We start from the raw sequence: 18242 nt of genomic DNA, 5'->3' as shown, positions 1-18242 counted from the left end.
GCAAAAGGCAAATCCGTCTAATAGCGCCCCGTTGCCCAGGTAGCTCAGTCGGTAGAGCAGGGGATTGAAAATCCCCGTGTCGGCGGTTCGATTCCGTCCCTGGGCACCACCTTTCGTTTTCAGGTGGTGTCAGCATCATCCGAAAGCCCACAAGAAGCCCGCCTAGTGCGGGTTTTTTGTTGCCTGCAATTCACCCGAATCGGCTGCACAGCCAATGGGATTCTTCCCCGCAGCTGCCGCCGGGGCCCAACATGACCATCTGAGACCTGGCTCCGGTTCGGCCGGTGATCGGCCTGTTACCCTCGCCGGCCCCAACCGAAGCGATCGCTCCCATGCTGCGCTGTGTACTCGCCGCCCTGCTGCTCACCGCCCTTCCCGCGTCCGCGCAAACAACCGACTGCCGGGTGATCGGCATTGCCGATGGCAACGTCTTCAGTTGCCGTACCGCCGAGGGCGATCGGCTCAGGGTACGGATGGCCGAGATCGATGCACCGGAGCTCAAGCAGCCGTATGGCGCCCAGGCCCGTCAGGCACTTTCCGGCTATGTGTTCGGCAAGAACGTTCAGCTCACGGTCCAGGGTCGCGACGACCAGGGGCGAACCCTGGCTCGCGTCAGGGCCGGGGACACCGACGTCAACGCCGAGATGGTCCGCACCGGCACTGCCTGGGCATATCGTGCTCAACTGAAGGACCGCACCCTGCTCGATCTCGAGGCGGTCGCCCGGGAGTTCAAGCGGGGCCTCTGGGCGTTGCACAAGACCGAACAGCAACCGCCATGGGAATGGCGCAAGGAAATGCGCAGCGCCAGGCGCTAGATAACCCGCACCTCGCAAACCGGCGTAACCCGCAGACTCGCCCCGGCCGCTCGATCCGCGACACCGTCACCGGGGGTCGCGCTGTGGCGCCCGACGCGCTAGCCTGACGCTCACGGACGGAGCGCACCTGCTGCTGTCGCCGCGCCGGGAACCTCGACCATGGCCATACGCCGAATTGCACTCTGGATGGCGCTAGCCCTGGCAGTCGGCGACAGCCATGCCGAACAGCTGCGCTTCGTCACCGAAGACTTCCCGCCATTCACCTACGCAGCCACGCATAAGACTGACGACGACAGGGCCGCCGGGCCCTTTGTCGAGATCGTCGAAGCCGTCTGCGCGCGGATGGGTATCGACTGCCCGATCCAGCTGCTGCCCTGGCGCCGCGCGCTGGCCCTGGCCGAGGCGGGTGAGGTGGACGGCATTTTCACCGTGATCCGCTCGCCGGAACGCGAACGCGCCTTCCACCTCACCCGCATGTTGGCGACCTCGCGCTACGGCGTGTATGCACGCGGCGCCAGCGGCTTCGTGTTTCATCGCGCACAAGACCTGGCTGGCCGCACCGTTGCGGTGTACGGCCCATCCGGTACCTCGTTCGTATTGAGTGAACATCTTGCCCAGGTGGACGACGTGCAGATGATTCTGGAGTCGGACAACCGCCGCCTGATGCGCATGCTGCAGGCCGGACGCTTTGGCGCGCAGGGCGTGGCGGTGGTCAACCAGGATGTGGCCTGGCACCTGATCGAGCAGGAGCGGCTGGTGGATATCCACGAAGCGGGTGAGCTGCAAAGCGTTTCCTACGCCATCGGGCTTTCCCGCGTGGCGGTGAGCGAGACACGCTTCCAGCGTTTCGACGATGCCCTGGAGGCACTGATCGCCGATGGCAGCATCGCGCGCATCCTGCGCCGACACGGGCTGCAGCCTGCCTTCTAGCGGCCACGGCCGCCCCGATCGACCTTCCATCGCATCTTTTCGCTGAATCATTCGGCGCTTCGGGCCGTCTACCCAGAAGGCAGCGTTCGGGCAATCCGGAGGTTTCGCCGCGTACATCCCGCTCATCACCCGCTCAAACGGAGGCTGACCGCCCATGGACGCCGCTAGGAAATTGCCCAAGGCCATCATTCTGTTTCCCGTGTTCATCCCCGCGGTGGTGATCACGCTGCTGCTGGTGATCGGCACGGCAAGCAATCCGGAACTGGCCGGGGCGCTGTTCGATTCGGTGCTGGCGTACATCACCCGCACCTTCGGCTGGTTCTACATGCTGTCGGTGGCGTTCTTCCTGGTGTTCATCGTCGGCATCGCCCTGACCAAATGGGGCAACATCAAGCTCGGGCCGGACCACTCCGAGCCGCAGTACAGTTTCCCTGCCTGGTTCGCCATGCTGTTCTCCGCCGGCTACGGCATCGCCCTGCTGTTCTTCGGTGTCGCCGAGCCGGTGCTGCATTATTCGACGCCACCGGCCGGCGCGCCGGAGACGGTGGATGCCGCCAAGCAGGCCATGCAGATCGCCTTCTTCCACTGGGGCTTTCACATCTGGGGCATCTTCGGCATCGTCGGGCTGGCGCTGGCCTATTTCGCCTTCCGCCATGGTCTGCCGCTGTCGCTGCGCTCGGCGCTGTATCCGCTGATCGGCGAACGCATTTACGGGCCGATCGGCCATTTCGTCGACGTGCTGGTAATCCTCGGCACGCTGTTCGGCATCGCCACCACGCTCGGCCTGTCGGTCACCCAGATCAACGCCGGCCTGAACTATCTGTGGGACGTACCGGTGGACATCACGGTGCAGGTGATCACCATCGCCATCATCACCTGCATGGCCATCGCCTCGGTGGTCGCCGGGCTCGACAAGGGGGTGAAGAACCTGTCGCTGCTCAACATCGTGCTGGCCACGGTGCTGATGCTGTTCGTGCTCGCAGTCGGCCCGACCATCTTCATCCTGGAGACCTTCCTGCAGAACACCGGCAGCTACCTGAACAACATCGTCGAGCGCACCTTCAACCTGCAGGCCTACAGCCGCAGCGACTGGATCGGCAACTGGACGCTGTTCATCTTCGGCTGGACCATCTCCTGGTCGCCCTTCGTCGGCTTGTTCATCGCCAAGATCAGCCGTGGTCGGACCATCCGCCAGTTTGTCTTCGGCGTGATGATCGTGCCGACCATGTTCACCTTCTTCTGGTTCTCGGTGTTCGGCGACACGGCCCTGCACCTGATCATGGTCGAGGGGTACAACACGCTGATCCAGGATGTGCAGGCCGACCACGCGGTGGCGCTGTTCAAGCTGTTCGAGCTATTGCCCTGGACCACATTGACCTCGATCCTCGCGGTGCTGCTGATCGTGACCTTCTTTGTCACCTCCTCGGACTCCGGCTCGCTGGTAATCGACTCCATCGCCGCCGGCGGCGCCATCCATACGCCGACCTGGCAGCGCGTGTTCTGGGCGACGATCGAAGGCGTGGTGGCCTCCGTGCTGCTGCTCGCCGGAGGCCTCAGCGCACTGCAGACCATGGCCATCGCTGCCGGCCTGCCGTTCTGCATCCTGATGATGCTGATCGCGTTGGGCATGTGGCGAGCGCTGGTGATCGAGGGACATCAGCTGAGCCTGCAGACCCACGTGCAGACCGCCAACCGGCAGAGCGCAGCAGCCGGCCCGGGCGTGTGGAAGAAGCGCCTGGCCGGGCTAGTCACCTTTCCCAGCCGCGAGGAGGTGGAAGGTTTCATGGCCAGTACCGTGCTCAAGGGCATGCGCCGCGTGCAGCGTGGTCTGACCGAGCAGGGCTGGCCGGCCGAGGTCCAGGTAGACGAAGCCAATTCGCGCCTGTATCTGGAGGTGATCAAGGACGACCAGCTCGACTTCGTCTACGAGATCCGCCTGATCAGCTACGCCATGCCGGCTTTCGCCCAGCCACAAAGCCCGGACGGCGACGAGCACTACTACCGCGCCGAGGTGTTCCTGCGCCGTGGCGGGCAGTCCTATGACATTTATGGCTATGACCAGGCAGAGATCATCAGCGACATCCTCGACCAGTTCGAGAAGTACCTGCACTTCCTGCATATCTCGCCCGGCAGCCTGCCGTGGAAGATGGACGAACACGACGAAATGCTTGGTAACGAATCGGAGCCACCGAAGGTCGCGCCGCAGTAGGGGCCGGTCGACGGCGGCCCGGCGCAGACGATACGAAGCCGCCAGCGAAAACGGTGGTTGGCGACAGATGGCAGCTTTTCGATGCCCACAGCCCGTGCGCCTCGCTTTATCGGCGCTTGGCGCATGCCGCGGTGCATGCTAGGTTTGCGCCTCGCCAGGATGGCGAGCAGTTCGCGCGGAGCGCACCAACAGAATATCCGGACCCTGGCGGCCATCGCCGGTCTGAAAGAGGACCCTTCATGGCCGAGGCCATCCCTGCACTGGAAATCCGCAACCTGCACAAGCGCTACGGCGATCTGGAAGTTCTCAAAGGCATCTCGCTGACCGCCCGTGACGGCGATGTGATTTCCATCCTCGGCTCTTCAGGCTCCGGCAAGTCCACCTTTCTGCGCTGCATCAACCTTCTGGAAAACCCTCACGAGGGCGAGATCCTGGTCGCCGGCGAGCAGCTCAAGCTCAAGCGCGACAAGCAGGGAGACCTGGTCGCCGCCGACGGCAAGCAGCTCAACCGGATTCGCAGCGAGCTGGGCTTCGTGTTCCAGAACTTCAACCTCTGGCCGCACATGACCATCCTCGACAACATCATCGAGGCGCCGCGCCGCGTGCTGGGCCAGAGCAAGGCCGAAGCCACCGAGGTGGCCGAAGCCCTGCTGGCCAAGGTCGGCATCGCCGACAAGCGCCACGTCTACCCCAATCAGCTTTCCGGTGGCCAGCAGCAGCGCGCGGCGATCGCCCGCACGCTGGCGATGCAGCCCAAGGTGATCCTGTTTGACGAGCCCACCTCGGCGCTGGACCCGGAAATGGTACAAGAAGTGCTTGCGGTGATCCGGTCGCTCGCCGAGGAAGGCCGGACTATGCTGCTCGTCACCCACGAAATGAATTTCGCCAAGCAGGTATCCAGCGAAGTGGTGTTCCTCCACCAGGGTCTGGTCGAGGAGCAGGGAACGCCCGAGCAGGTATTTGACAATCCTCAATCGGCGCGCTGTAAACAATTCATGTCCAGCCATCGCTAATGGAGCAACACCGCATGAAGAGCTATAAGAAGATCCTGCTGACCGCTGCTGCCTCGCTGATCATCGGCACCCAGGCATTCGCGGCGGAAAAACTACGGATTGGTACCGAAGGCGCCTACCCACCCTTCAACCTGATCGACGCCAGCGGCAAGGTGGTCGGCTTTGACCTGGATATCTCCCACGCGCTGTGCGCCAAGATGAAGGTCGAGTGCGAGGTGGTTACCTCTGATTGGGACGGCATCATTCCGGCGCTGAACGCCGGCAAGTTCGACTTCCTCGCCGCCTCCATGTCGGTCACCGAAGAGCGCAAGAACGCCGTCGACTTCACCGACCACTACTACACCAACAAGCTGCAGTTCGTGGCGCCGAAGAACGTCGACTTCAAGACCGACGAGAGCTACCTGAAAGGCAAAGTGATCGGTGCGCAGCGCGCGACCATCGCCGGCACCTGGCTGGAAGACAACCTGGATCGCGTCGTCGACATCAAGCTCTACGACACCCAGGAAAATGCCTATCTGGACCTGGCCTCCGGTCGCGTCGACGGCATCCTGGCCGACACGTTCGTGCAGTGGGAATGGCTCAAGAGCGATGCCGGCAAGAACTTCGAGTTCAAGGGCGAGCCGGTGTTCGATGACGACAAGATCGCCATCGCCGTGCGCAAGGGCAACGATGAACTGCGCGAGCGGCTGAACAAGGCACTGGCGGAGATCATCGCTGACGGCACCTACAAGCAGATCAACGACAAGTACTTCCCGTTCAGCATTTACTGATCCAACCGAGCCGAAGCCCGGTCGCCAGCCTGCTGGCCGACCGGGCTTCGGTGTTTGAGCTTCTATGATTCCTGACCTTCACGGATTCGGTCCGGCCCTGCTCGCCGGCACCTGGATGACCATCCAACTGGCCCTCGCCTCCCTGGCGCTGGGGCTGGTGCTCGGCCTGCTCGGCGCGTTGGCCAAGACGTCGCCTTACAGCGCCCTGCGCTGGATCGGCGGCACCTACTCGACCATCGTGCGCGGCGTACCCGAATTGCTCTGGGTGCTGCTGATCTATTTCGGCACCATCAACCTGATTCGCGGCCTTGGCGAACTGTTCGGCATCGCCAACCTGGCCCTGAGCCCGTTTGCCGCCGGCACCATCGCCCTCGGCCTGTGTTTCGGCGCCTATGCCACCGAGGTCTTCCGCGGTGCACTGCTGGCCATTCCCAAGGGCCATCGTGAAGCCGGCCTGGCACTGGGCCTGGGCAAGCGCCGTATCTTCCTGCGGCTGATCCTGCCGCAGATGTGGCGCCTGGCCCTGCCGGGCCTCGGCAACCTGTTCATGATCCTGATGAAGGACACCGCGCTGGTCTCGGTGATCGGCCTAGAGGAGATCATGCGCCGCTCGCAGATCGCGGTGACCGCCAGCAAGGAACCCTTCACCTTCTTCCTGGTGGCGGCCTTCATTTACCTGTGCCTGACCATCGTTGCCATGATCGGCATGCACTTCCTCGAAAAACGTGCCGGCCGCGGCTTCGTGCGGAGCGCAGCATGACCTGGGAAATCTTCATCAAATGGCTGCCGAGCTTCATCGACGGCGCCTGGCTGACCCTGCAACTGGTCGGCGTGTCGGTCATCACCGGACTGATCCTCGCCGTACCGCTGGGCATTGCCCGTTCTTCCCGGCACCTGGCGGTGCGGGCATTGCCTTACGGCTACATCTTCTTCTTCCGCGGCACGCCATTGCTGGTCCAGCTGTTTCTCGTGTACTACGGCATGGCGCAGTTCGACATCGTGCGCCAAAGCGCGCTCTGGCCGTACCTGCGTGACCCCTACTGGTGCGCGATCATCACCATGACCCTGCACACCGCGGCCTACATCGCCGAGATCATCCGCGGCGCGATCCAGAACGTGCCCCATGGCGAAGTCGAAGCCGCCCGTGCGCTGGGCATGTCGCGCAGCCAGGCACTGCTGCACATCATCCTGCCGCGCGCTACGCGCATCGGCCTGCCGGCCTACAGCAACGAGGTGATCCTGATGCTCAAGGCCAGCGCGCTGGCCAGCACCATCACCCTGCTGGAACTGACCGGCATGGCGCGCAAGATCGCCGCCCGCACCTACCTGCATGAGGAAATGTTCCTCACCGCCGGCCTGATCTATCTGCTGATCGCCTTCGTGCTGATGCAGGGCTTCAAACTGCTGGAGCGCTGGCTGCGGGTCGACGCCTGCCAGGGACGCTGATTCCCGCACTGCCTCCTTGCGCAAGGAGGCAGTGACCCTTTCTGAATCCCGCCTTCACTTTGCGGTCAGACGCAGATCCCGAACCCTTACGAGATTCCCCATGCCTGTCGATATCCAACGCATCGAAATGAACCAGCTCGCCTGCTGGCGAGTACGCCGCGGTGAGGACGAACTGCTGATCGCCGAACAGGGCGCGCAGATCCTCAGCTATCGCCAGGGCGATGCGCCGCCGATCATCTGGCTCAGCGAGGAGGCCGCCTTCGAACAGGGCCAATCGGTACGCGGTGGCGTACCCGTGTGCTGGCCATGGTTCGGCGATCTGGCGCGCAACCCACAAGAGGTCCAGGCGAGCTACCACGGCGAGCAACCCGCGCCCTTCCACGGCCTGGTGCGCGCCCTGCCCTGGCAATTGCGGGAGCAACGCGGCGAAGGCGATACGGCGATTCTCGAGTTCCACTGCCCGCAGGCGCTCGGCGCACTGCCGGGCTGGCCGCACCGGGTCGAACTGACACTGCAGATCCGCCTGGCCGACGAGCTGGAGCTCAGCCTCAGCAGCCGCAACGTCGGGACGGAGGCAGTCACCATCAGCCAGGCCCTGCACAGCTACTTCGCCGTCAGCGACATCCATCAGGTCCGCGTCGAAGGCCTGGCCGGCTGCCCCTACATCGATACGCTGCTGGATTGGCAGCAGCGCCAGCAGCAGGACGGCGACCTGGCGTTCAACGGCGAAACCGACCGCATCTACTTGCAGCTCCCGACAACGTTGAAACTCGTCGACCCGGCATGGAAACGCAGCATCCAGCTGACCACCCGCGGCTCGCGATCAGCGGTGCTGTGGAACCCCTGGATCGACAAGGCCAAGCGCCTGTCCAGCTTCGCCGACGACGCCTGGCAGCGCATGGCCTGCATCGAGACAGCCAACGTGCTGGACGACGCCGTGGTCTTGCAGCGGGGCCAGCAGCACCTGTTGGGCGTATCCGTCACCGCAATCCCCGCGCGCTGAGCTGAATAGTCGCTTAGTCATGCAGTACCAGCTGTCTAGGAGCTGACTCCGCGAGCGGATGTGCGGGGTAACCGTTCGGCAGCCAAACGCTGGCGGCCGATGAACGGACGAGGATTAAGCCCGCTGAAGTGACAAAATGACATCACAGCTGCGCCTGCAGCCTTTCGATGATCAGAGTCACTCACATGCCCGCCAATCGCCGCTATTCCATCATCCTCGAACACTCCGGGCAGGTCCTGCTGGAGCAGGCCTCGCTTGAGCAGGTCGAGGCGTTCTGGGATGCCAATGACGAAACCTATTTCGGCTTGCGTATCGAGGACGCCCAGAGCGAACACGCACGCGTGTACGTCACGGACGAGATTCCGGAAGACGAAGAACTCGCCCTGCCCTGATCGCCTGCACTGCTCCGCTTTCGCGCCCCGCCTGAGTACGAGTTCGGCATAATCGTCTGCCCGACCGCGGAGCAACGGCCATGCAGATCGACGAAGAGCTGACCCTGAAGAAGCTGGAAGTGTTTCTGGCCTTCATGCGCAGCGGCAATCTGGGCAAGGCCGCGGTCGAGCTGAACACCAGCAACGTCAGCGTGCATCGCGCCATCCACTCGCTTGAAAGCGCGTTGCGATGCCCCCTGTTCAAGCACGAGGGGCGCAACCTGATTCCGCTGGAAAGTGCCTATGTACTCGAAGAGCGTGCCCAACAGCTGGTCAAGGACGTGCTCGAGACGGTGCGGCGTACCCGCGAGGCGGCCGGTTTCTCGGCCGAGCGGTTCAAGCTCGGTGCGCTCTATTCGCTGACGGTGAAGACCGTGCCGCAGCTGATCATGGGCCTGAAGCTGCGCCGCAGCGAGCTCAACATCGACCTGATCCTGGGCTCCAACGTCGACCTGCTCTACAAGCTGAAGAACATGGAGCTGGACGCCATTCTGGTGTCGCTCAACGAGAGCGTCGCCGACCCGGACTGTGCCCAGGTGCAGCTGTTTTCCGACGACATTTTCCTCGCCGCGCCAGCCGACTCGCCGTTCGCCAACCAGAGCGAAGTGGATCTCAGCGATCTGCGTGACGCCACTTTCATCACCCTGTCCCAAGGCTTCGCCACCCATCAGGACGGCAACCGAGTGTTCCAGCTAGCGGGTTTCGAGCCGAAGGTGGCGATGCAGGTGAACGACATCTTCACGCTGCTCAGCATGGTCAATTCCGGGGTCGGTTACGCGCTGCTGCCGGGGCGGGTGGGCATGGTCTACGAATCGCGGGTGCGATTGATACCGCTGCAGGCGCGCTATCACCTGCAGCAGCACATCGGCGTGGTGTTTCTAAAGGCCAAGGAGCGCGACCCGAACCTGCTGGCGCTGCTCGCCGAATGCCGGATGTATGCCCGGCGCGCGCTGGAGCAGAACGAGGATGCCAAGCCTGAAACGACGTAGGGTGGAAGACCCGCGCAGCGGTTTTCCACGCGTTGGCATATGGCCAGCCGGATCGGCATGATCAGCGCGCAACGGCGGAAGACGCTTCACCGCCTTCCACCCCTGCGACCGCCACATTAGGCGACGGCTGTCTGCCCGGATGCCACCGGAGCCGGCCGGCCCAGGCTTTGCGCTACCACGTCACCAACCATGTCCGCGGTGATCGCGCTCAGCGTCCAGCCCAGGTGCCCGTGGCCGGTGTTGTAGAACACGCAGGGCGAGCTGCCGCGGCCAACCTTGGGCATCATGTTCGGCATCATCGGGCGCAGACCGGCCCAGGGCACCACGCTGCGGGTGTTGACGCCGGGGAAGCACTGGTTGACCCACTCCACCAGCGGGCGAATGCGATCGGCGCGGATGTCACGGTTGTAGCCGTTGAACTCTGCGGTTCCGGCGACGCGGAAGCGGTCGTCGCCAAGGCGGCTGCTGACCAGCTTGGTTTCGTCGTCCAGCAGGCTGACGGTCGGAGCCGAGGCGCGGCTGACCTCGTCGGTCAGGTTGACGGTGATCGAGTAGCCCTTGACCGGGTAGATGTTCACCCGGTCGCCGAGCTGGGCTGCCAATGCACGGCTGGCGGTGCCGGCGCAAACCACCAGGCCGTCGAACTCCAGCCGCTCGTCACCGCCAACGCCAGTGAGGATCACGCTGGCACGCTTGCCGTCGCTGGCCACCGACTTCACGTCGGCACCGTAGCGGCAGCGCACGCCAAGCCGCTCGATGGCGGTGGCCAGGCCGTGGGTGAACTTGTGGATATCACCGGTGGAGTCGCATTCGGTGTAGTAGCCGCCGTAGTAGCTACCAGCCAGGGTTGGCTCGATGGCGCGCATCTCCTCGGGCGTCACGCTGCGCCGCGGCAGGCCGCCTTCGGCGAGCAGGCGCGAAACCTCAGCGGCATGATCGAAGCCGGCCTTGTCGCGGTAGATGTGCAGAATGCCTTTCTTCTTCAGGTCGAAGTCGATGCCTTCGGCTTCGGCCCAGGCGAACAGATGCTCGCGCGCGGCAATGGCCAGCCGAGCGGTCTCGACGGTGTTCTTGCGGTAGTTGGGGATCGAGCCGATGAACTCGGCGAACCAGGAGAGCTTGTGCCAGCTGGGCTTGGGGTTGACCAGCAGCGGCGCGTCGCTCTTGAGCATCCACTTGAGGCCCTTGACGATCGTCGACCAGTGGTTCCAGACCTCGGCATTGGACGCCGACAGCTGGCCGCCATTGGCGAACGAGGTCTCCATGGCCGCGTAGCGGTGCTTTTCCAGCAGGGTGACCGAGAAGCCGCGCTTGGCCAGGGCATAGGCGGTGGTGACGCCGGTGATGCCGCCACCGATGACTGCGATTGTTTTCATTGTTGCGCTCCAGAACGTCGAGGGGTCATAGCCCGTGCGCCCAACGCGCGGCGGGCGCCCCCTCTGTTCTGGACCTGAGAGATTCACGAGCGCATGACGGCTCGCTTGCTCCTTCGGTGCGCCCGGCGACGAAAACCGGGCGGCTCTTCAGAGTTTCAGCGGTGGTAGCGGTCCTTTTGCCTGAGAGTTTCCGGGGCGGTTGCTCCTTCGGCGCTGCCCTGACGGCAGTCTCTCCCGCTAGCACATCGATGCGCGCCACTGGCCAGCTGTGGCAAATGGTCGCGCATCGCAGGTGACACCCTGCCAGAAAAAAGCGCCGCTGTAACCCCCCGAATGCCGGCCGCCAGTCCGCTCGCGACGAGAATGCCGAGCGGTCGCGCCGCGCCCTCAGACCCGGAAGCGCGCCGCCAGGGCCTGCAGCTCGCCGCCCAGACGGGCCAGCTGCACGGTCGAGGCCGCGGTCTGCTGGGCAGCGGCGGCCGACTGGTCAGCCACATCGCGCACGCTGAGCACGCTGCGGTTGATGTCCTCGGCCACCGAACTCTGCTCCTCCGACGCGGTAGCGATCTGCAGGTTCATCGCCTGAATGGTGGAGATGGTGCGGGTGATGGCCTGCAGCTCCTCGCCGACATCCCGCGCCAGGCTGACCGTCTCGTCGGCCAGCCCGCGGCTGCTGTCCATCAGCGACGAGGCATGCAGCGCACCCTTCTGCAGGTTGCCGATCAGCTCCTCGATCTGCGCCGTGGACTGCTGGGTACGCTGCGCCAGGCTGCGCACCTCGTCGGCGACCACGGCGAAACCGCGCCCGGCATCACCAGCACGGGCCGCCTCGATGGCCGCGTTCAGTGCCAGCAGGTTGGTCTGTTCGGCAATGCCATTGATCACCGTGAGCACCGTGCTGATCCCTGCGGTCTCGCGGTTCAGCTGGGCCATGGCTTCGGCAGACAGGCCCACCTGGGAGGACAGCCGGTCGATCTGCGCCAACGCCCGCTGCACCACGATGTCGCCCTGAGCCGCCTGGCGGTCGGCGTGCTGGGCGGCACTGGAGGCCTCGTCGGCGTTGCGCGCCACCTCCTGCACGGTCGCTGCCATCTCGTGCATGGCAGTGGCCACCTGATCAGTCTCCAGGCGCTGGCTCTGGATACCGGCGCTGGTCTGCTCGGTCACCGTGGACAGTTCTTGCGCCGCACTGGCCAGCTGGCCGGTGATGGCGCTGATCCGGCCGATCAGGTCGCGCAGGCTGCCGCGGGTGCGCTCCAGCGCATCGAGCAGCTGACCGAACTCGTCGCTGCGCGGCTGCCGCGGCTGCTCGGTCATATCGCCTGCGCCGATGCGCTCGGCAATGCGTACCGCCTGGGCCAGCGGTTGCGTCAGCTGACGCACGATCAGCCAGCTGATGACCAGCCCGAGGGCTATCGCCAGCAGCGTGATGGCAAGCAGCAGGGCCTTCTTCTCGCCGGCTTCGGCGCTGCGTCGTTCGGTCTGCGACTGCACGATTTCATTGGTGTTGCGGTAGATGCTGTCGAAGATTTCCTGCATCTCCTGACGCGCCTGCACCTGAGCGGCGACGATGGGCGGCAGCTGGCCGAACTGGCTGATGTAGGTCGCCACCGAGTCACGCAACGGCTGCAGGTCCACGCCGGGTGTGCCGGCCAGCTGGGCATCGAGCCTGTCGACCGCCGCCTGCAGCGTGCTGAACTGTTGCTGCAATTGCTGCAGCGACTGCTCGGTCTCGGTCATCAGATAGCCGCGCACCATGAAGCGCACCATGCGGTTGTGCTTGGAGACTTCACCGGCCTGCAGGCCGATGGCTGCGCTACGAGTATCCTCGTGCAGCACCGGTGCGTCCGGTGTGCCGGCCCAGCGTGCCTCCAGCGCGGCGATCAGCGCATCCGACGTGTTGCCGGCTTCGACCCAGCTGCTGCGGGTCTTCACCTTGCGCTCCCAGAGCGCCGCCAGATCGAGGAAGCGCTGGCGGTAATGCTGCACATCGGCGGCGATCGCCTGCAGGCGCTGCAGATCCTGTGGATCGCTGAATTCCCCCTTCTGCTGCTGCACCAGTTCGACGATGCGCGCGACCGACTGCTCCACCGCTTCGACATGCAGCGGATCGCCGCGGGTTTCGAAACTGACCTGCGCATAGCGGATCCGGTTGGCCTCATCCAGCAGGCGGGCCGCGCTCTGCGCCCTGTCGCTGCGGGAGATCAGCGCATCCATGCCGTAGCTGCCGATCAGGGCGACGGCCAGGGTCAGCGCCAGAACGGCGGCGAAGCCGAGGGCCAGTTTGTGGCTGACCTTGAGAGTGTTCATCTTTCGACCTTCCTTGATGAACGCAAGCGCGCCCCGATGGGGGCGCGTTGCGGATGACGGTAAGTGACGACGGGAACGGCTCAGCCGAGCAGCCCGCGCATGACGAAGAACAGCAGTGATGGCCCGAGCAGGCAGCCCAGTGCGGTGTAGAACGCCGCGGTCAGGCAGCCGTAGGGCACCAGCTTCGGATCGGTGGCCGCCAGGCCGCCGGCCACGCCGCTGGAAGTGCCGATCAGGCCGCCGAAGATCACCGCCGAGCGCGGGTTGTTCAGCCCGATGTAAGGCGCGACGAAGGGCGTGGCGACCATCACCACGATCGCCTTGACCAGCCCCGCCGCGATCGACAGCGCCATCACTTCCGAGCTGGCGCCGATCGCTGCGCCGGTGACCGGGCCGACGATATAGGTCACAGCGCCCGTGCCGATGGTGGTCAGGCTGACCGCATCGGTGTAGCCGAACGCCATGGCCACCGCCACGCCTGCCACGAACGAGGCGAGCACGCCGATGAACAGCGCGAGCACACCGACCATCCCGGCCCGCTTGAGCTCTTCCACGCTGACGCCGAAACCGGTGGCGACAATGGCGAAATCACGCAGCATGGCGCCGCCGAGCAGGCCGATGCCGGAGAACAGGGCGATATCCACCAGGCCTTTCTGCCCGCCGGTGACCACGCCGCCGATGTACGACAGCAGGAGGCCGATCAGGATCGCCACCGCCGAGCCATGCAGACGGCCCTTGGTGAGCTTGTCCGACAGCCAGTAGGAGATCCACATGGTCGCGCCGATGATGGCGAAGCCGCTGATCAGGCCATAGCCGGTGATCACTTTCATGAGCGATTCGTACATGGCCGTTACCCCCGTGCGATGCTGGTGAGCGGCTTGGCTTGATCCACCGGATCGCTCGGATCGGACGGGGCGGCCTCAAGCTTTTTTCGGCCGATCCGGTCCAGTACCGGCACCAGGGCGAAGGCCAGCGCAACCGCGGCGACGCCAGCGAGGATCGCCATCGGGCCGCCAGCCAGGGCGCCGTAGACGTTCTGCTGCGCGGCCATGGCGACCACGATCGGGATGTACACGGCGCTCCAGAACTTGATGCCCTGCTCGGACTCCGGATTGAACAGGCCGCGTTTCTTCAGGTAGCTGCCGATGAGGATCAGCAGCACCATGGCGATACCCACGCCGCCGACGTTGGCCGGCACGCCGAGGAGCTTGCCGAGCAACTCGCCGACGAAGATGCCGGTGAGGGTACACAAGGCCAGGAAGGCCACACCAAAGATGATCATTGTTTTTGTCCTTTTTGGTTGCGCTGGCTGCAGAGGGCCACGCGCGTGTTGTCGAGGTCGTTGTTGTTATCCATCGATCTGGGCGAAGGCTCACCCGGGTGCTGCACGCGGTCTATCGGCTCTGGCTGCCCTCCTGACGCAGCAAGGCGTCCAGTGTGTCCAGCCGGGCGCCGTCGAAGGCAACCAGCGTACCCTGTTCGAAAACCCGCCGTGCCAGCCCGGTCAGCACCTGGCCTGGCGGCAGTTCGATGTGCAGCCGCACCCCGCGCTCGTAGGCGGTGCGCAGGGTGCCGTGCCAGTCGACGACGCGGCACATGTTGAAGGCCAGGTCGTCGCGCAGGCGCTCTGCGTCGAACAGCGGACGCGCCGAGGAGCCGCTGAGGTAGCGAATCCGCGGGGCGCGCACCTCCACCTCGGTGAAGGCATCCGCCAGCCGCCGTGCCGGCTGCTCGAGCAGCGCGCAATGCGAGGGCACGCTCATCGCCAGGCGCCGCGTGCAGGAGGCGCCCAGCACCTTGGCCCGCGCCGCGACCGTGGCCATGGCGGCATCGCTGCCGGCGATGACGATCTGGTTGTCGGCGTTGATGTTGCCCAGGTAGACCGGGCCCTCGGCTTCGGCCAGCAGCGACTCGACCGTACCCAGCGCCAGGCCGAGGATGGCAGTCATGCCGTAGCCCTCGGGATAGGCCTGCTGCATCAGCTCGCCGCGCAGGGCGACCAGGCGCAGGGCGTCGGCGAACGTCAGCGACTCGGCGACAACCGCCGCGGCATAGGCACCGATGGACAGCCCGGCGACGTAGTCCGGCCGCTGGCCATTGCGCATCAGCAGCCGCGCCCCGGCGACCCCGGCGATCAGCAGGCAGAGCTGCACCGCGCGGGTCGATTGCAGCGCCTCGGCCGAATCGAGCAGCAGCGCATCCTCGCCGAGCACGGCACTGGCCTCGGCCAGGGTCGCGGCGACTTCCGGCGCCTCGGGCAGCCGTTGCAACATGCCGGGCTTCTGCGCGCCCTGACCGGGAAAGGCGAACAGGCTGCTCATGCGGCCCGCTCCGCAGCCCAGGGATTGCTCACCAGACGCGGTCCTTCGGCGGTCTTGACCAGCACCCGTGCGGCGCCACCGGCCCATTCGCCGAGCGCCACACCGCCCAGCGGGGTTTCCAGTTGCAGGTCGACCCGGCAGGCGCGGCCTTCGAGCAGCTGCAGCAGCGGGCGCGCCTCGCTGCGCGGCAGCGGCTGTTCGGCCCTGAGCAGCAGGTCCAGATCGCTGTCCGGATGCGCCGCCGACAAGCCGGTGGCGAGCTGGAAGCCGGCCGAGCCGGTGACACCCCAGGCATGGCCGAGGGCATCGAGCAGCGGACGCAGGCCAGCCAGCACGCGGAACACCGGCAGGTCTTCGCTGGCGCGACGATCGAGCAGCTGCTCCGGTGTCAGCCGATGGCTGATCGCGGCGATCGGCATCAGCGCGGCCAGACGCTGGTCTCGCGTGGCCCCACGCAGGCCGACCGCCACCTGCCCTGGCGCGACGACGGCACGACGCACCACCACCGGCTGGCCGGCGGCGAGCACGGCCACCGCCCAGGCCGGGGCATCGGCCGGCAACTGCTCGGGACGCATACCCCAGAGCAGGTCGTGGGGGCGAGGTGTGTCGTGCATCTACAGCCTCCTCGTGATTGTTGTTGTCGAGTCGCTGATACGGGTTCGGCGAATACGCCGCTCAGGTGTTCGTTACCACTGCGCGCGCAACAGCTCGCGCACCCGCGACGACGCCTCGCGATTCGGCGCGCCGAGACGGCCGCGCAGATCGCTGCTGCCGCCGATGTCCGCGACGGCCTTGGCGAGACAGTCGCGCACACGCGCCAGATCATCCGCCGAGGGCTGCTCGATGCTGTCCACGGCGAGGGTTTCCCAGAGCAGGCCGAGGGTCGCGTAGTTGTCGATGTCGTAGGCCATCGGCGGCACCGATTCGGCCAGGGCTTCCAGCTCCTCGACGCTGCGCAGGGTGATGCGCGCCGCGGCGGCCTTGCCCATGGCATGCACCATCACGCCCGGATCGCGCAGGGCGATGATCCGCTGGGCCTGATAGCCATGAGCGAGAAAGGCGCCGGACATGGCCTTGCCCACCAGCAGCGCGATCACCGGGTGCCCGGCCAGCCGTGCGCGGGCATAGCCGTCCACCGCGCCGGCAAGGGCTTGATGAATGCCGAGGGCTTCTTCGCGGCGGCCATAGGCCTGGCTCGGCACGTCGACCACGGCGACCACCACACGCTTGTCCGCCTTGTCGCGATCGGCCGCGATCACCTCGTCCAGCGCCTGGCCCAGAGCCCAGCCTTCGAGCAGACCGACCTCGCCATTGCGCGCGCGCGGAAAGGGATTCTCGGCGTCCGGCACCACGGCGATATAGCGGGCGGCGCGCTCACCGAGCGTGCCGTCGACCACCTTCACCGAGGCCGGATAGCCCGCCAGTGCCTGGCCGCCGGCCAGGGCTTGCAACCAGTTCAGTCCACGGCTCATTGGGCATCTCCTTCGTAGAGGGCACGCACGGCGGCGGCATCGAGCTGCGTGCGGGTGTCGACGTCGGCCAGGCGCTGGAGGTACCAGGCGTGGCGGCGGCTGCGCGGCTGCAGCGGTTTGCCGAGGGCGAACAGTTCGTGCAGTTGCGCGCGGATGGCGTCGGTGTCGTCCGCCACGTAGGCGTCCACCAGACCCGAGGCATAGCGTTGCTCGCCGCCGGTCAGGCTCCAGATGAAGGGCCGGTCGCGCGAGTCGTACTCGTCGAGCCCGGCTTCCTGCTCGATCACCTGCGGGCCATTGAGGCCGACGCGGGCTTCACGGGTGACGACCAGGTAGCTGCACAGCCCGGCGGCGATGGACATGCCGCCGAAGCAGCCGACGGAACCGGCGACCACGCCGATCACCGGCTGGTAGTCGCGCAGCTCGACGATGGCCGCCTGGATCTCGGCGATGGCGGCCAGGCCCAGGTTGGCCTCCTGCAGACGCACGCCGCCGGTTTCCAGCAGGAGCACGGCCCGGGTCGGGATGCCGTTGCGGTTGTCTTCGGCAGCCAGTTCCAGTGCGCCGGCGATCTTCGCGCCGCCGACTTCGCCCATGCTGCCGCCCTGGAAGGCGCCTTCGATGGCGGCGATCACCGCCGGCTGGCCGTCAATGGTGCCCTTGGCGACCACCACGCCGTCGTCGGCCTGGGTGACGATGCCCTGCTTCGGCAGCCAGGGCGAGATGACGCGATCGAACGGATCGAGCAGTTCGCGGAAGCTGCCCTCGTCCAGCAGTGCGCGGGCACGCTGGCGGGCACCGAGCTCGACGAAGCTGCGCGACGCGAGTAAACGGGCCACGGTGTTAGCGGACACATCAGTCATGGCCGACCTCCTCCAGTCCCTGCTCCAGGCGCAGACGCACTACGCCGGGCGTGGCCCCAAAATCGTGAATATCGATGTTCAATGCCGGTGGCGTCTGCTCGCGGAACATCCGCTCGAACAGGCTCTTCCAGCGTTGCTCGGCACCATTGACCGAGGTGACTACCTGGATCGCCAGCTTGCCGGCCTGGCCGGGTTCCAGCAGCACTTCCAGATCGCCCGAGCCGACCACGCCGACCAGGGCCTTGCCGCGGGCGGGTTGCCCGGCGGCGAATTCGAAAGACAGGGTTTCCATGT

Annotated in this window: 19 protein-coding genes, 1 tRNA gene and 1 riboswitch; of the genes, 11 read left to right on the top strand and 9 right to left on the bottom strand. The window is 65.7% G+C overall.

Annotation, left to right across the window (positions count from 1 at the left end; genetic code table 11):
- Positions 1 to 33 precede the first annotated feature (33 nt).
- The 11 genes from ACVRRC_RS03950 (at position 34) to ACVRRC_RS03900 (ending at position 9606) form a co-directional block, all read left to right on the top strand.
- A tRNA-Phe gene (locus ACVRRC_RS03950) sits at positions 34 to 109 on the top strand.
- A gap of 223 nt (positions 110 to 332) precedes the next feature.
- Positions 333 to 815 (top strand): thermonuclease family protein, encoded by a 483-nt coding sequence (locus ACVRRC_RS03945; protein WP_017244187.1) that lies wholly within the window; start codon positions 333 to 335, stop codon positions 813 to 815.
- Between the two features lie 186 nt (positions 816 to 1001).
- The gene (locus ACVRRC_RS03940) at positions 1002 to 1745 is read left to right on the top strand and encodes a substrate-binding periplasmic protein (protein ID WP_192475503.1); all 744 of its coding nucleotides are present in this window, start codon (positions 1002 to 1004) and stop codon (positions 1743 to 1745) included.
- Positions 1746 to 1899: 154 nt separating this feature from the next.
- Positions 1900 to 3954 (top strand): BCCT family transporter, encoded by a 2055-nt coding sequence (locus ACVRRC_RS03935; RefSeq protein WP_125849409.1) that lies wholly within the window; start codon positions 1900 to 1902, stop codon positions 3952 to 3954.
- A 239-nt stretch (positions 3955 to 4193) separates the two neighbouring features.
- On the top strand, positions 4194 to 4967 hold the full coding sequence (locus ACVRRC_RS03930) for an ABC transporter ATP-binding protein (RefSeq protein WP_003281313.1): 774 nt from the start codon (positions 4194 to 4196) through the stop codon (positions 4965 to 4967).
- A 14-nt stretch (positions 4968 to 4981) separates the two neighbouring features.
- Positions 4982 to 5737, top strand: coding sequence for an ABC transporter substrate-binding protein (locus tag ACVRRC_RS03925; RefSeq protein ID WP_011915106.1), 756 nt, complete (start codon positions 4982 to 4984; stop codon positions 5735 to 5737).
- Between the two features lie 64 nt (positions 5738 to 5801).
- Entirely contained in the window at positions 5802 to 6497 is a 696-nt protein-coding gene (locus ACVRRC_RS03920) for an ABC transporter permease (RefSeq protein ID WP_011915107.1), read from the top strand.
- The gene (locus ACVRRC_RS03915) at positions 6494 to 7183 is read left to right on the top strand and encodes an ABC transporter permease (RefSeq protein WP_011915108.1); all 690 of its coding nucleotides are present in this window, start codon (positions 6494 to 6496) and stop codon (positions 7181 to 7183) included. The genes ACVRRC_RS03920 and ACVRRC_RS03915 overlap by 4 nt, the downstream gene beginning before the upstream one ends.
- Before the next feature lie 100 nt (positions 7184 to 7283).
- Complete coding sequence (locus ACVRRC_RS03910; protein WP_472996650.1) at positions 7284 to 8186, top strand: D-hexose-6-phosphate mutarotase; 903 nt, start codon at positions 7284 to 7286, stop codon at positions 8184 to 8186.
- A gap of 185 nt (positions 8187 to 8371) precedes the next feature.
- Positions 8372 to 8578: a hypothetical protein gene (locus ACVRRC_RS03905; RefSeq protein ID WP_013984451.1), complete on the top strand. Its 207-nt coding sequence runs from the start codon at positions 8372 to 8374 to the stop codon at positions 8576 to 8578.
- Between the two features lie 80 nt (positions 8579 to 8658).
- Positions 8659 to 9606 (top strand): LysR family transcriptional regulator, encoded by a 948-nt coding sequence (locus ACVRRC_RS03900; RefSeq protein ID WP_011915111.1) that lies wholly within the window; start codon positions 8659 to 8661, stop codon positions 9604 to 9606.
- A 116-nt stretch (positions 9607 to 9722) separates the two neighbouring features.
- Here ACVRRC_RS03900 and ACVRRC_RS03895 read toward each other — a convergent pair whose 3' ends face one another.
- The 9 genes from ACVRRC_RS03895 to ACVRRC_RS03855 form a co-directional block, all read right to left on the bottom strand.
- Complete coding sequence (locus ACVRRC_RS03895) at positions 9723 to 10982, bottom strand: D-amino acid dehydrogenase (protein ID WP_265661981.1); 1260 nt, start codon at positions 10980 to 10982, stop codon at positions 9723 to 9725.
- A gap of 158 nt (positions 10983 to 11140) precedes the next feature.
- Positions 11141 to 11229, bottom strand: a riboswitch (glycine riboswitch).
- A gap of 140 nt (positions 11230 to 11369) precedes the next feature.
- On the bottom strand, positions 11370 to 13292 hold the full coding sequence (locus ACVRRC_RS03890) for a methyl-accepting chemotaxis protein (RefSeq protein ID WP_125885914.1): 1923 nt from the start codon (positions 13290 to 13292) through the stop codon (positions 11370 to 11372).
- Positions 13293 to 13372: 80 nt separating this feature from the next.
- Positions 13373 to 14137 carry a malonate transporter subunit MadM gene (madM, locus tag ACVRRC_RS03885; RefSeq protein WP_020308811.1) on the bottom strand — a complete coding sequence of 255 codons (765 nt, stop codon included), beginning with the start codon at positions 14135 to 14137 and terminating at the stop codon, positions 13373 to 13375.
- Positions 14138 to 14142: 5 nt separating this feature from the next.
- Positions 14143 to 14574 carry a malonate transporter subunit MadL gene (gene madL / locus ACVRRC_RS03880; protein ID WP_472996649.1) on the bottom strand — a complete coding sequence of 144 codons (432 nt, stop codon included), beginning with the start codon at positions 14572 to 14574 and terminating at the stop codon, positions 14143 to 14145.
- Between the two features lie 112 nt (positions 14575 to 14686).
- Positions 14687 to 15613, bottom strand: a complete 927-nt coding sequence (mdcH, locus tag ACVRRC_RS03875; protein ID WP_472996648.1) for a malonate decarboxylase subunit epsilon — start codon at positions 15611 to 15613, stop codon at positions 14687 to 14689.
- Positions 15610 to 16227, bottom strand: coding sequence for a malonate decarboxylase holo-ACP synthase (locus ACVRRC_RS03870; RefSeq protein WP_472996647.1), 618 nt, complete (start codon positions 16225 to 16227; stop codon positions 15610 to 15612). Before ACVRRC_RS03870 ends, mdcH begins: the two co-directional genes overlap by 4 nt.
- A gap of 72 nt (positions 16228 to 16299) precedes the next feature.
- The gene (mdcE, locus tag ACVRRC_RS03865) at positions 16300 to 17085 is read right to left on the bottom strand and encodes a biotin-independent malonate decarboxylase subunit gamma (RefSeq protein WP_011915118.1); all 786 of its coding nucleotides are present in this window, start codon (positions 17083 to 17085) and stop codon (positions 16300 to 16302) included.
- On the bottom strand, positions 17082 to 17948 hold the full coding sequence (locus ACVRRC_RS03860) for a biotin-independent malonate decarboxylase subunit beta (RefSeq protein WP_011915119.1): 867 nt from the start codon (positions 17946 to 17948) through the stop codon (positions 17082 to 17084). The genes mdcE and ACVRRC_RS03860 overlap by 4 nt, the downstream gene beginning before the upstream one ends.
- Positions 17941 to 18240 (bottom strand): malonate decarboxylase subunit delta, encoded by a 300-nt coding sequence (locus ACVRRC_RS03855; RefSeq protein ID WP_003281886.1) that lies wholly within the window; start codon positions 18238 to 18240, stop codon positions 17941 to 17943. The genes ACVRRC_RS03860 and ACVRRC_RS03855 overlap by 8 nt, the downstream gene beginning before the upstream one ends.
- Positions 18241 to 18242 lie beyond the last annotated feature (2 nt).

Source organism: Stutzerimonas sp. LR2 (assembly GCF_055755175.1).
This window is presented reverse-complemented; position numbering and strand designations above follow the sequence as displayed.